The 13,116-nt window shown below is 35.5% G+C and carries 14 protein-coding genes; 3 read left to right on the top strand and 11 right to left on the bottom strand.

Annotation, left to right across the window (positions count from 1 at the left end):
• Positions 1-185: 185 nt before the first annotated feature.
• The 3 genes from MKY69_RS02120 to MKY69_RS02110 form a co-directional block, all read right to left on the bottom strand.
• Positions 186-719: a YceD family protein gene (locus tag MKY69_RS02120; protein ID WP_003102943.1), complete on the bottom strand. Its 534-nt coding sequence runs from the start codon at positions 717-719 to the stop codon at positions 186-188.
• A 125-nt stretch (positions 720-844) separates the two neighbouring features.
• On the bottom strand, positions 845-1,741 hold the full coding sequence (htpX, locus tag MKY69_RS02115) for a zinc metalloprotease HtpX (RefSeq protein WP_103347178.1): 897 nt from the start codon (positions 1,739-1,741) through the stop codon (positions 845-847).
• A gap of 31 nt (positions 1,742-1,772) precedes the next feature.
• The gene (locus MKY69_RS02110) at positions 1,773-2,330 is read right to left on the bottom strand and encodes a LemA family protein (RefSeq protein WP_003103300.1); all 558 of its coding nucleotides are present in this window, start codon (positions 2,328-2,330) and stop codon (positions 1,773-1,775) included.
• A 143-nt stretch (positions 2,331-2,473) separates the two neighbouring features.
• Between MKY69_RS02110 and rsmG the strand changes: the two genes are divergently transcribed.
• The 3 genes from rsmG (at position 2,474) to ktrA (ending at position 5,333) form a co-directional block, all read left to right on the top strand.
• Positions 2,474-3,187 carry a 16S rRNA (guanine(527)-N(7))-methyltransferase RsmG gene (rsmG, locus tag MKY69_RS02105; protein ID WP_340790906.1) on the top strand — a complete coding sequence of 238 codons (714 nt, stop codon included), beginning with the start codon at positions 2,474-2,476 and terminating at the stop codon, positions 3,185-3,187.
• An 84-nt stretch (positions 3,188-3,271) separates the two neighbouring features.
• Positions 3,272-4,648, top strand: coding sequence for a TrkH family potassium uptake protein (locus MKY69_RS02100; protein WP_311981491.1), 1,377 nt, complete (start codon positions 3,272-3,274; stop codon positions 4,646-4,648).
• A 10-nt stretch (positions 4,649-4,658) separates the two neighbouring features.
• On the top strand, positions 4,659-5,333 hold the full coding sequence (gene ktrA, locus MKY69_RS02095) for a potassium uptake transporter gating subunit KtrA (RefSeq protein WP_003106201.1): 675 nt from the start codon (positions 4,659-4,661) through the stop codon (positions 5,331-5,333).
• 98 nt (positions 5,334-5,431) lie between these two features.
• Here ktrA and MKY69_RS02090 read toward each other — a convergent pair whose 3' ends face one another.
• From MKY69_RS02090 to MKY69_RS02055, 8 genes are all read right to left on the bottom strand, one after another.
• A complete protein-coding gene (locus tag MKY69_RS02090; RefSeq protein WP_003105022.1) occupies positions 5,432-6,124 on the bottom strand; it encodes a methionine ABC transporter permease in 693 nt (230 codons plus the stop codon).
• Entirely contained in the window at positions 6,125-7,189 is a 1,065-nt protein-coding gene (locus MKY69_RS02085) for a methionine ABC transporter ATP-binding protein (protein WP_041828587.1), read from the bottom strand.
• Positions 7,182-8,555: a M20/M25/M40 family metallo-hydrolase gene (locus tag MKY69_RS02080; protein ID WP_003104141.1), complete on the bottom strand. Its 1,374-nt coding sequence runs from the start codon at positions 8,553-8,555 to the stop codon at positions 7,182-7,184. The genes MKY69_RS02085 and MKY69_RS02080 overlap by 8 nt, the downstream gene beginning before the upstream one ends.
• A 70-nt stretch (positions 8,556-8,625) precedes the next feature.
• Positions 8,626-9,471: a MetQ/NlpA family ABC transporter substrate-binding protein gene (locus MKY69_RS02075; protein WP_003103284.1), complete on the bottom strand. Its 846-nt coding sequence runs from the start codon at positions 9,469-9,471 to the stop codon at positions 8,626-8,628.
• Between the two features lie 158 nt (positions 9,472-9,629).
• On the bottom strand, positions 9,630-10,457 hold the full coding sequence (locus MKY69_RS02070; protein ID WP_003105553.1) for an amino acid ABC transporter substrate-binding protein: 828 nt from the start codon (positions 10,455-10,457) through the stop codon (positions 9,630-9,632).
• Positions 10,458-10,607: 150 nt separating this feature from the next.
• Positions 10,608-11,324, bottom strand: a complete 717-nt coding sequence (locus MKY69_RS02065; RefSeq protein ID WP_003106197.1) for a YebC/PmpR family DNA-binding transcriptional regulator — start codon at positions 11,322-11,324, stop codon at positions 10,608-10,610.
• Positions 11,325-11,497: 173 nt separating this feature from the next.
• Positions 11,498-12,334, bottom strand: a complete 837-nt coding sequence (locus MKY69_RS02060; protein ID WP_003106194.1) for an SDR family oxidoreductase — start codon at positions 12,332-12,334, stop codon at positions 11,498-11,500.
• An 81-nt stretch (positions 12,335-12,415) separates the two neighbouring features.
• Complete coding sequence (locus MKY69_RS02055; protein WP_003106193.1) at positions 12,416-13,108, bottom strand: MerR family transcriptional regulator; 693 nt, start codon at positions 13,106-13,108, stop codon at positions 12,416-12,418.
• Positions 13,109-13,116 lie beyond the last annotated feature (8 nt).

Below are 13,116 nucleotides of genomic sequence, written 5' to 3'. Positions count from 1 at the left end.
CGTCTCTACGACATTGCCATTAAATTTCTGATAAAAAACACCGCTAACTTCTTTCTACGTAAGGTGTTAAGAGAAATTTAAAGAAAGTGATTAGATACTGTATAGAGTATACCAAAGTCAAGTCATTTTTTCAACAGAAAATTACAAAAATCTTAAAGATTCAGTTTTATTCATAATTCACAGGTTTATTCATCAAACAACCCTTGTAAACTTGCAAATGGGTTAGTTTCTTTTTTCTGATCTGCTTTAAGTTGCAAATATTGTTCTTCTGTTAAAACTTCCCAATTTTGTCCAGTTGGGAAATCTTCAGACGACTTTTCATCTTCTGTTAAAACCTGTAAAGGAATGTTTAATAATATGTTATCAATTACACTTTCTTCCAGATTAATAACCGGTTCATTTAGTACAAGAACAAGATTTTCTTCAACCAAATCCTTCTTATTTGATACTTCAGATTCCTCAATGAACAACTCCTGAATTAATTGATGTTCAGTCAAGCTAACTTCTTTCATTGAACGGCTAGAAGGTAAGATAATTGTATAATCTAAACTATAGTCTAAGATAAACAATCCCTGTTCATAAACAACTGTGCCTTCAGCAAGGACATCCTTGATATCAATAATTTCTGGGTTGCGATCTTTTAAAATTGAACCAATTTCTAAATTGACAGCAAAGTGTTTCGGTTCTTGTCTTTTTTTGAGTTCTGAAACTTGTAACATTGTTTCTCCTAATAAATATCTAATTATTTTTTTACTATTAATTTTAGTCCTTGTCAATAGAATACTAAAAAATAGAATAATCAATAATTAAACACTTGTTAAAAAAATAAAATATTTCAATTTTTTTACATGTGTCTTAATCGATTGATTCTTTCCTCAATTGGTGGATGAGTACTAAATAATGACGAGATTTTTTCTCTATCTCTAGGCTCATTAATATATAAAGCAGCACTGGCATCATCAACAGGATTATCCATGGCTTGTGAATTATCCAATTTTTCTAGAGCTTTAATCATACCTTCCGGATTACGAGTTAGTTCAACTGAACTAGCATCTGCTAAGAATTCTCGTTGCCGAGAAATAGCTAGTTGGACTAAGGTCGCTAAAAGCGGTGCTAGTATGAGTGACAAAATCGAAACAACAAGCATCACTATTCCTAATCCGCTGTTACTGTCGCGGTCATTACTACTTCGACGACCACCACCATACCACATCATTCTCCCACCAATTGACGAGATTAAGGTAATAGCAGAAGCTAATGCAACTGCTATAGTTGAGATTCGTATGTCATAGTTACGGATATGACTTACTTCGTGACCAATAACCCCTTCTAATTCTTCCCGATTCATAATTTGCAATAAACCACTTGTCGCTGCTACTGCAGCGTTTTTAGGGCTGGAGCCAGTTGCAAATGCATTTAAGGAAGGGTCATCAATAATATAAACCTTTGGCATTGGTATCTGTGCAACCATTGCCATATCCTCGACGATATGAAAAAATTCAGGAGCTTGGTCAACTGTTATTTCACGCGCATTATTCATACTCATAACGACGGCAGTTGATTGAAAAATCATACTAAAAGCATAAATTGAACCAATAATCACAGCAATTGCTATTCCTAGCTGATAGTTTTCAAACAACATATAACCGGCCGCGGCACCAATTACTGTCAGGAGGATAAAAAATGCAATAACTAAAATGACAGTCCGTCGTTTATTTTGTGAAATTTGTTGATATAACATTTAGCCTCCCTTCTTGAATTCGTAACGAATATTAAAATTCAAAATTAACTTTTGGAACTTCCTTTTCAGCTTCTGGAACTTGTAAAAATTCACTTGGTTTAAAACCAAACATTTTTCCAACAAAACTGCTTGGGAATGTTTCTAATTTTGTATTATAGTTTGCTGTTGTACTGTTGAATAATTGACGTGAATAAGAAATTTTATTTTCAGTATTTGTCAATTCATCCTGTAATTTTAGGAAATTTTGATTTGCTTTTAAATCTGGATAGTTTTCAGCAACGGCAATCAACTGTGTAACTTGTTTAGTTAATTCATTTGATGCCTCCATTGTTTCAGCTGGTGTTGAGGCTTGATTTACTTTAGCACGAAGATTAGTAATTTTTTCAAAGGTTTTTTCTTCATAGTTTGCATAACCTTTTACTGTCTCGATTAAGTTTGGAATTAAATCATTACGACGCTTTAGTTGAACATCAATTTGACTCCAAGCTTCTTTTGTATGCATTCTAGCTTTCACTAAACTATTATATGTTGTCATTAACCATAGGGCTACAAGTCCCACGATGATAAGTATTATTAAAAATGTTGGCATCTGAATTCTCCTTTATTGTTTAATTTTATTATAACAACTTTTATATCATTTTGATACTAATTAGGCAAGATATGCTATTCTACTTGATTTTTTTATTAATCAATTTGTGGTAAAATGGTAAAAATGAGATATTGAGGATTACCATGACCCCTGAAGAATTTTACCTGGCTCTAGAAAGCCATCAAATATTTTTGACTGATTATCAAAAAGACCAATTTAAAACCTATCTTGAAACACTTATCGAGTGGAATCAAAAAATTAACTTAACTGCAATTACAGATCTTGATGAAGTCTATTTAAAACACTTTTATGATTCAATTGCTCCAATCTTACAAGGCCATATCACTAATCAGCCGATTAAACTCTTAGATATTGGGGCTGGAGCCGGGTTCCCCAGTATTCCAATGAAAATCATCTGCCCAGAACTTGATGTGACGATTATTGACTCCTTAAATAAACGAATTAATTTCTTGAATTTGTTAGCTGACAAACTTAACTTGACCAATGTTCATTTTTATCATGGCAGAGCAGAAGATTTTGGACAAGATAAAAATTTTCGAGGACAGTTTGACATTGTAACGGCCAGAGCAGTTGCTCGCATGCAAGTCTTATCAGAATTGACTATTCCCTTCTTAAGAATTAAAGGTCAACTGATTGCTTTGAAAGCACAAGCAGCTGATCAAGAATTAAGTGATGCAAAAAAAGCATTAGCTACTCTTTTTTCACAAGTCGACTTAAACCTACATTACCAATTGCCAAATGGTGACTCTAGATATATAACAATTGTAGAGAAGAAAAAAGAAACTCCAAATAAATACCCCCGAAAAGCAGGTTTACCAAACAAAAAACCATTATAACAATTGAAAGACAAAAACTTGACAGTTTCCATGCAGTTTTGTCTTTTTTTTGATATGATAGTTTTGATTGGTAAAGGAGAAATGATGAAAATTACGAAGCCAAGATCATGGTCTATTACACAACGATTAACATTAAGTTTTGCTATTGTTATTTTAGTTGGTAGTATTCTTTTAGCAATGCCTTTTTCACATTATGCTAACAGTCCTGATGTTGCATATATTAATCATCTATTTACAGCAGTGTCAATGGTCTGTGTGACAGGTCTTTCTGTTGTCCCTGTAGCTGACGCCTATAATGGGATTGGACAAACAATCTCCATCTTTTTAATGCAAATTGGTGGTTTGGGACTTGTTACCTTAATTGCAATTAGTACTTTTTTTATCAATAAAAAGTTAGATGTTGCCAATAGTAGTCTGTTACAATCCGCCTTAAACCGAGAAGATAACATAGGTTTGAAAAGCTATCTTTTCTTTGCTTATAAGCTTACATTTTTTATTGAAACTACAGCTGCTTGCATTATAGCTAGCGACTTTGTGCCTCGTTTTGGTTGGAAGAACGGCATTTTTAATAGCATTTTTTTAGCCGTTTCTGCGTTTTGTAATGCGGGATTTGATAATTTTTCATCAAGTAGTTTGAAGGCATTTATTGTTAATCCCACCATAAATTTAGTTATCTGCACCTTAATTATTTCTGGTGGGATTGGCTTTACTGTATGGAATGATATCTATACCATCATTCGTAATACACTTACTGACCGTCCACGCCATTTTAAATCTTTTTTTAGAAAGATCTCACATCACACCCGTCTTGTATTACAAACAACTACAATTATCCTTGTTGCAGGTACACTGATTACTTGGTTTTTAGAAAAAGATAATCCTAAAACAATCGGAAACTATCACTTTCTGCAGCAAATTATGATTTCATTTTTCCAAACTGTAACCATGCGTACTGCCGGTTTTGCTACCATTTCCTATACAGATACACTTGCCCCAACCAACTTCTTATACATGTTTCAAATGATCATTGGCGGGGCACCAGGCGGTACTGCTGGTGGTATCAAGGTAACAACAGCAGCAATCATTTTTTTACTTTTCAAAGCTGAATTTTCAGGGCTCTCAAAAGTCACCTACCATTTTAGGACTATTTCAACTAAAACGATTAAACAAACAACAACTGTTGCTATTTTCTTCTTCACTGTATTATTTATTGGCTTCTTATTATTAATTTGGGTTGAACCAGAAATAGAGCCAATCGCATTAATGTTTGAGTCAGTTTCTGCAATAGGTACAGTCGGTGTATCAATGGACGTCACACCAAAATTATCATCAATGGGTAAAATCATTATTATGATATTAATGTTTATGGGACGAGTTGGCCCAATAACCTTCCTTCTCAGCTTGATTAAAGGTCATGAAAAGAAAGTAAACTTTGCAGAAGCAAAAATTCTAATTGGATAAGGAGATTATTATGTATAAACGAAAAACCGTTGGAGTACTAGGACTCGGAATATTTGGTCGAACTGTGGCTAGACGCTTAAGTGAATTTGATCAAGATGTCATTGCCATAGATAGCAATGAATTACTGGTTAATCAGGTTGCTGATTTGGTGACAAAAGCTGCCGTTGGCGATATGACAGACCAAGAATTCTTATTAGGCGTGGGTATAGATAACTGTGATACAGTAGTTATCGCCTCAGGAAAGAACTTAGAATCATCCGTTCTGGCCATTATGAACTGTAAAAAATTAGGTGTTCCTGTGATTATTGCTAAAGCAAAAAATAGAGTCTTTGAAGAGGTTCTATTAGGCATTGGGGCTACCAAAGTTATTACACCAGAACGCGACTCTGGTAAGCAATTAGCTTCCAATATAATGAAAAATCATATTGAGAATATCATTTATCTAGAACAGGGGGTATCAATGATCAATTTCCATATACCTAAAAAATGGGTTGGGAAAAGCCTTACAGAACTCGATGTCCGTCAAAATTATGACCTAAATGTTATTGGGGTCCGTCACTTACCAGATAAAAAATTAATTCCCAATGTTGATCCAAACAAATCATTATCAAAAGATACAATCATTGTCGCCATCGCAAATGATAATTCCATTGAAAAGTTTGACTACCTAGGCTATTTTAACTAAATCTCTTAGATTTTTGATGAATAGCTCTGCTGTCAGTTAATTCTTACAAACAGAAAATTTAAGACAAGTAAAAAAAAGTTGACTAAGGTCAACTTTTTTTACTTGTGGCTGACACGACGTGTTAAGCTGTCGCCTAAGAATTGAATCAAAAAGATCAGTAATAAAATTAACAAAGTGGCTACCCAGGTAACATCATTGTTAAAACGGTTATAACCATAAGAAATAGCTATATTCCCAAGACCACCAGCACCAATTGCCCCGGCCATCGCCGTTTCACCAACAAGTGAGATAAGGGTCACCGTAGAGACTCTGATTAAGTCTGGTAGGCCTTCAGTTAGGTAAACCATAATAATGTCCCAGAAAGTCGCTCCTGATGCTTGGGCGGCTTCTATAACCCCTTTGTCCAGTTCAGAAAAGACAACTTGAACTTGGCGAGCAAAAAAAGGAAAAGTCGCAAAGGTTAGAGGAACCAAAGCAGCCTTAGCACCCAAGATAGTCCCCATTAATAAATAAGTCAGACTTGCAAGAATAGCAATTAAAATGATGAAGGGAATTGCTCTGAAAATTGAAGTTACTTTGTCCAAAAACCAAGACACTTGTTTATTCTCAATAACCCCACCAGGCCCCATTAGAACAAGCATTAGGCCAAGGAAAAGTCCAATTGTCCCACCTATAATAAAAGGAATAATGGTCATAAATAAGGTATTCCAAATACCCATGCCCCAGCCGGCATCACCTGACCAACCCAATTGAACAACATTAGGTAAATAATTTTGTAAAAGATCAGTCATTTATTCTCCCCTTTTTAAAATTTGAACTTGAACGTCTGCTGCATTGAGTGCTTTCTCAGCAGCTAAGATATTGTCTTGATTGCCTTCCAAGACGAGAATCATTTCACCAACTGGCGTTTGGTCAAGAATTTCAATATTCCCATATAAAATGTTGGCCGTTACTTCAAAGTCACGGTAAATTTGATTGAGAATTGGTTCATCAGTCGAACTACCGACATAATTTAACTGGACCAAGAGTGCATTTTGGGGCAGATTTTGGACGATGTCTTGCTGATTTATTTTCAATAAGGCTTCGTCAATACCAGTTGCTGTTAAGATAAATTCCTGAGTTAAGGCCTCTTTGGGATTAGAAAAAATCTCCAGAACAGTTCCTTCTTCAATCAAATGCCCATTTTGCATAACCGCCACTCGATTACAGATATCTTTGACAATTTGCATCTCGTGGGTAATCATGACAATCGTTAAGCCCAGCTTCTTATTTAAATCCTGTAAGAGACTCAAAATCTGTTTCGTCGTCTTCGGATCCAGTGCTGAAGTTGCTTCATCGGAAATTAAAATTTTCGGATCATTAGCCAAAGCACGTGCAATTGCCACCCTTTGTTTTTGCCCACCTGATAATTGTGATGGGTAATTGTTGGCACGATCAGCCAACCCAACTAATTCCAGTAAGTCCTCAACTTTTTTGTCAATGTCCGTTTTGGCTAAGCCTGAATGACGTAGTGCAAATGCCACATTCTCCTTAGCCGTTTTTTGAGCCATCAAATTAAAGTGTTGGAAGATCATTCCAATCTCACGACGTTTTTCACGCAAGGCTTGAGATGATAATTGGATTTTGCCCTGATCGAAAGTCAGGTCCTGATCAATAGTAATTCTTCCTGCAGTAGGCTTTTGTAAGAGGTTGATCACACGGACCAGTGTTGATTTCCCAGCACCAGAATAACCAACAATCCCATAGATATCACCTTTTTGGATATCAATTGAAACATCTTTAACAGCTTCAATTCTTCGATTCTTTTGTTCAAAAGTAATATCAATATGATCTAGTTGAATCATTGTTTCACTCATAACTTTTAATTAACTCCTCTACCAATATTATATGGGTATAATAATCTGCAATACTAATATTTTCATCTCCAGCATGATCTCGACTATCTTTGCTTCCTAATCCAAAGGAAGCCATAGGTACAGCTAATTCTTCGAAGACTGTATGCATTGGTCCAGTTCCGGCCGATGTTGGCAAAAGGCTTAGCCCTCCTGGATAGTGCTTATCTAAAACAGAAATCAAGTGTTGAATAGCTGGATGACTTAAATCACTGCGGTAGCCTTTTTCCCCAAGCGTATAAGTTAATTCAACATGACCGAAACCATTTTTTTGTAGTTGATGCTGAACTTGTTTAAAGACAACTTTGGGGTCCATGCCAGGCACCAATCTTATTTCTAATTTAGCTTGTGCCTGGGATGGAATAATCGTTTTGACACCTTGGCCTAAATAGCCAGACCAAATGCCTTGAATCGTTAAGGCAGGCTGAAAATAATAGGTCTTCAGAAATTCTAATCTATCTGATTGTAACATAGGTAATTGTAGGCCGTAAAGGTCTTTGATCTTATCTTCATCTTCTAATGCATATTGTGCAACAAGTTCTAATTCTTTTTGACTTGGTGCTTGAATGGTATCAGTCAAACCATCAATTAATATCTGACCATTATTTCCTCTTAAACTAGTCAAGGCATTAATCAAATACCAAGTAGCAGATTCAATACTGCCACCTAATTTGGAGTGGCTATCCAACTTAGCACTTTTAATCTCTGCATTAAAGGTAACAATTCCTTTATTACCACCAGTTACCTCCAGCTGATTGAGTTCATTACGAATTCCCTGCTCCCATATCAAAAGCTCTGAATCTTGCAATTGTGACTGGTATTTTTTTAGATAATGCTCTAAGTCGACTGATGCTGATTCCTCAGCACCTTCCATCATAAAAATTATGTTAATTGGCAGCGACCCATATTCTGCTAAATACTTTTGAACAGCCGTCAAACGGGCGATAATGTGACCTTTGTCATCATCAACACCTCTTCCATAAATAAAATTATCTCGAATAGTCAATTCAAAAGGGTCACTTTGCCATTCTTGATCAGCATCAGCTGGGACAGTATCATAGTGATTATAAAAAATAAGTGTTTTGGCATCCTTCTTAGGACTAGTAAAAGTTGCTAGTACAAAGGGAGCTTTGTAGGTTGTGTCTAAAATAACCTGAGCACCAGCCTTTTGAAATAGTAATTCTAGAAAGGTTGCGACTTCCATAAGACCTATATCTTGAGCGAATATCGACTTTCTAGCTATTAGGCTCTTTAAATCTTCAAAATATGACTGGGTTAATTGGTCTTGCCAAAAGCGATCAATAATATCATTGTTATTTAAACTTGTCATCACTATCCTCCTATCAAGAAAAGGTTGGGACTTTTGTCATCAACCTTTCAATATCACTTATTTCTGACCATTACCAAACTGTAATATCAACACCATCAGATGTTTTATCAACAACTTTTTTAACCTCATCTGTATGATAAGCTTTGATTAATTTTTTAATAGCTACTGCTTTATCAGATTTCTTCCAATCTTTTTTAGCAGTTAAGATATTAACCCACTGTTTAGTATTTTTATCAACTTTCTCTTTGTAAAGAGATGTCTTGAAGTCAATTTTAGCAGGTACGGCGAAACTATTATTAACAATTGCTGCATCTGCGGATGTTAATGAACGAGCTGTTTGACTAGCATCTAGTTCTTTAATATCTAATTTTTTGCTGTTACTTGTGACATTAGCAATTGTTGCTAATTTTTCACCTGAAACATCTAATTTAATCAAACCAGCAGATTCTAAGAGATAAAGAGCACGTGATTCATTTGTCGCATCATTTGGAATGGCAATTTGTGCCCCATTTGGTAAATCTTTGATACTTGAATACTTAGCTTTACCTTTTTGATTGGTTCCTGAGAATAAATGAATTGGACTAATATAAGTATCGGCAATAGCAACTAAATCACCTTTGTTTTCTTTATTCCAGTTAGACAAGAAATTATAATGTTGGAAAGCATTAATATCTACCTCACCATTATCAACAGCTTTATTAGGTTGATTGTAATCAGTAAACTCTTTATACTTGAGCGTAACATTTTCTTTTTTCAAGAGCTCTTCAATCTTATCCCAACGAGCCTGATCAGATTCAGTCTTTGTCATTACGCCAACTGTAATAGTATTTTTGTCGTTTTTGGGACTGCCACATGCAACTAAAACTGTTGAAAGTAATGCAATACCAGTAATTCCTATAATTTTATGTAATTTCATCTATATTATTCCTCATTTCTTAAGCATGTTATTATTCTACCTTTTTTTGTTATAGTTTTCAAATAGATAAAACATAGTATTTAATATAGTTTAAAACTATATTAAATTTTAAAAAAATGTGAAGACATTGATATCGTCTTCACAATTGAAATTTATTATTATTTTGGTAATTTCATTTGATCTTGCTGAGGTGCATATGATCCACCGAGATATTCTTTTGCTAACTTAGTCAAGGTTCCGTCTTTTTCTAAAGTTTTTAGACGTTTATTAACAAAGCTTTGCAATTCTTCTTGGTCTTGACCAAAAATGAAGTAAATATATGGTTGGTCCTTACTTTCCAAGGGAATTGTTTTTAAATTATCCAAGCCTTGCTCTTTGATAATTGAATTTACAGTTGGGGCATCAAAAATTTTGAAGTCAGCTTTTCCTTGACTTAAGTTACTTAAAATTTGTGTAATATTTTCGTTAGTGTATTTCAAGTTTAAGCTTTTATCGCCTTCTTTTTTCTTGTAGTCTTCTAACTGAGCAGCTGTTGTAGTCCCTTGGACGACTTGAGTTGAATGTCCCTTAATATCAGCATATGATTTAATATTACTATCTTTAGGAACGACTAAAACTGAAGGTGTAGTTCCTGTTGGATAAGAGAAAAGATACTTATTGGCACGTTCTTTGGTATAAGAAATATTGTTGGCACCCATTTGGAATTTGCTAGCATCTAAACCAGTAAAAATAGATGACCATTCTGTTTTCTTAAAGTTAACTTTATAGTCTTCAGAATCTTTAAAAACAGCTTTAGCAACCTCAATATCATAGCCTGTCAATTTCCCATCTTTTTGATAAGAAAAGGGAGCTGTTGTTCCAACTGTCGCAAAGTTCACTTTTTCTTTTTTATCTGAATTAGCATTTTTATCATTAGCACATGCTGCTAATAGACTGACTGTTGCCAAACCTAAAGCACTGACTGCTACTATTTTTTTTAAAGCCATTAAATAATCTCCTTAGTTATAATAGTAGTATTTTAGCATGATTCACTAACTAGCACTAATACCAATAAGGTATCACTGTGATATGCTTTCCTTATCACAACAAAAAAGTGGACAAGCCATTTGGCTCATCCTCTAATAGAGAAGGTTTCATTAAAAATCTGAAACGTTATGGTAAACCTTTTGCACATCGTCATCTGCTTCAAGTGCCTCAACTAATTTTTCGAATTTTTCAAGATCTTCGCCTTCAAGTGTCACTTCTGACTGTGGAATCATTTCAAGTTCAGTCACTTGGAACTCTTCAATGCCATTATCACGAAGCACTTGAATCCCTTTGTGAAGACCTGTTGGGGCAGTGTAAACGGTAATTGTTCCTTCTTCTGCTTCTACATCATCTACATCTACATCAGCTTCTAATAATTGTTCAAAAACAGTATCTGAATCATCACCTGCAAAAACAATAACACCTTTTTTATCAAACATGTAAGACACTGAACCAGAAGCTCCCATGTTTCCGCCATTTTTACCATAAGCAGTACGAACGTTGGCTGCAGTACGGTTAACATTTGACGTCAAAGTATCAACAATAATCATTGAACCATTAGGACCAAATCCTTCGTAACGGCCTTCAACGAAAGTTTCATCAGTATTCCCTTTAGCCTTATCAATTGCTTTATCAATAACGTGTTTTGGAACTTGCGCTTGTTTAGCACGATCAACAACGAATCGAAGGGCTGCGTTAGTTTCTGGGTCTGGATCCCCTTGTTTTGCAGCTACATAGATTTCTACACCGAATTTAGCATAAACTTTTGAAGTAGCACCGTCTTTAGCAGTTTTCTTGGCAACAATATTGGCCCATTTACGTCCCATTGGAATCTCCTCTAAATTAACAATTTTTTTATGTAGTCTCTGTTGAATTGCAGAGCTATCTTATCATTTAACTCTATTATTATAGCACTTTGCGAGCATTTGGTAAAATGAAAATTAAGTCTTTCGCTTGTGGACAACTAATGACGACAAGTACGCACAGAAGACTGAAGACCTTATCTAGATTTGAGTAAATCCTCAAAGGATTTAGCAGGCCTTCCTAAGACACGTTCAACATCACCAGAAACTTTACTCAGTTCATCCTTAGCTATAGCTGTATAGGTTGTGACCCAGGCATCATATTGCCAATCTTCTGCTGGCCATTGTTTACGCCATTCATAAGCTTCACTTAGTTCCTCTGGATAATAACTAATCTCTTTTTCAAAATGTTTAGATAAGATTTTAGCCATTTGTTCCATCGACAGGGCTTCTGGGCCCGTTAATTCTAAGACCTGGTTTTCCCATGCTTGGGGATTCTCTAGGATAGTGAGGGCTACCTCAGCAACGTCAGTGCGCGTGACTGATGATACACGGCCGTTGCCAGCTGGGCCTCGTAATTGACCTGACTGCTCAGCAATTTCCAAAAACAAATCACTATAAAAATTATCACGGAGGAAAGTGTAGGTCATGCCAAGTTCCTTGATAAAGCTTTCCGTATGCCCGTGGTCATGAGCCAAGGTGAAGGTCGCTTGGGGAGTCGGGTTCATAAAAGAGGTGTAAATAATATGACGGACACCAGCCTTTTGGGCCGTTTTAATAAAGTCTTTGTGCTCTTGTAGGCGAGTTAGACTTTCATGACCAGAAACCATAAATAGAACATCAATCCCTTCAAGTGCTTCAAGTGTTTCTGGACTCTTATCATAAGTAGTTTTCATGATGCTCGCTCCCATCAATTGTGGTGCCACCTCAGGTCGTCTAGCCAAATGACGAACTTCTAAGCCTTGATCAGACAAGCCCTTGGCTAAAAAGCCTCCTAATTTACCAGTTACACCTGTAATTGCTAATTTTTTCATGTAATAACTCCTTTGCCACATTATAGCACGATCATAATTAATCTGTCAGAAATCGGCTAGCAAAAAAGCCTCATGGAGGCTTTATTGATTTGTATAATAGATAATGGCCTGACTAGCAAATGCTGCTGTGCCTTGACCACCCATTTGATCAATATTGGTTTTAAAAAGGTCATCTACAGTATACATCTGCCCAAGACCAGCTAAAATCTCATTTGTACAAGTATAAAAGTTAGCAGTAATGTAGTCTTTCAATTTTTTAACTTGCCCTTGAACAAGTGGACTATCAAATGCTTCGTTTTGCAAGTTCCCAAACTCTGCAAAAATAACTTGCATCTGCTCAGCAACTTGTTCATGATTAATTTTTCCTGCCTTGCTTTGATACTCTTGAAAAGCTTCTGAATCACCCCAACGTTCTTTTACTTCTTGGTCATATACATCAAATTCTGACATATTTTTTCCCCCATGGATAGCTGTTGCATGTAAAATTAATTTTTTCAAATGTAGTCGTTTGTTTTCTAGAAGCTTAATTTGTTCTAGCAGCGCCTCATCTCTGACAAATGCTGGGCTATCCAATATTTCATTAATTTTTTTAAGAGGAAATTCAAGTTCTCTATACAATAAAATAGTTTGCAACCTAGATAGACAAGCTTCATCATAATAACGATAACCATTAGCACCCACATAAGTCGGATTCAGCAAACCAATTGCATCATAATAATGTAGGGTACGCACACTGATACCTGTCAACTTACTCATTTCATTTACTGTTCTCATCATAACCT

This window comes from Streptococcus sp. FSL R7-0212 (genome assembly GCF_038007985.1).
In the GTDB taxonomy this organism is placed as follows: domain Bacteria; phylum Bacillota; class Bacilli; order Lactobacillales; family Streptococcaceae; genus Streptococcus; species Streptococcus parauberis.
Note: the sequence above shows the minus strand (reverse complement) of the source record. Positions and strands in the feature narration are given on the sequence as shown.

Coding starts and splice junctions, on each gene's coding strand:
- MKY69_RS02120 (WP_003102943.1), bottom strand. CDS start 719: ATGTTACAAGTTTCAGAACTCAAAAAAAGACAAGAACCGAAACACTTT.
- htpX (WP_103347178.1), bottom strand. CDS start 1,741: ATGTTATATCAACAAATTTCACAAAATAAACGACGGACTGTCATTTTA.
- MKY69_RS02110 (WP_003103300.1), bottom strand. CDS start 2,330: ATGCCAACATTTTTAATAATACTTATCATCGTGGGACTTGTAGCCCTA.
- rsmG (WP_340790906.1), top strand. CDS start 2,474: ATGACCCCTGAAGAATTTTACCTGGCTCTAGAAAGCCATCAAATATTT.
- MKY69_RS02100 (WP_311981491.1), top strand. CDS start 3,272: ATGAAAATTACGAAGCCAAGATCATGGTCTATTACACAACGATTAACA.
- ktrA (WP_003106201.1), top strand. CDS start 4,659: ATGTATAAACGAAAAACCGTTGGAGTACTAGGACTCGGAATATTTGGT.
- MKY69_RS02090 (WP_003105022.1), bottom strand. CDS start 6,124: ATGACTGATCTTTTACAAAATTATTTACCTAATGTTGTTCAATTGGGT.
- MKY69_RS02085 (WP_041828587.1), bottom strand. CDS start 7,189: ATGAGTGAAACAATGATTCAACTAGATCATATTGATATTACTTTTGAA.
- MKY69_RS02080 (WP_003104141.1), bottom strand. CDS start 8,555: ATGACAAGTTTAAATAACAATGATATTATTGATCGCTTTTGGCAAGAC.
- MKY69_RS02075 (WP_003103284.1), bottom strand. CDS start 9,471: ATGAAATTACATAAAATTATAGGAATTACTGGTATTGCATTACTTTCA.
- MKY69_RS02070 (WP_003105553.1), bottom strand. CDS start 10,457: ATGGCTTTAAAAAAAATAGTAGCAGTCAGTGCTTTAGGTTTGGCAACA.
- MKY69_RS02065 (WP_003106197.1), bottom strand. CDS start 11,324: ATGGGACGTAAATGGGCCAATATTGTTGCCAAGAAAACTGCTAAAGAC.
- MKY69_RS02060 (WP_003106194.1), bottom strand. CDS start 12,334: ATGAAAAAATTAGCAATTACAGGTGTAACTGGTAAATTAGGAGGCTTT.
- MKY69_RS02055 (WP_003106193.1), bottom strand. CDS start 13,108: ATGAGAACAGTAAATGAAATGAGTAAGTTGACAGGTATCAGTGTGCGT.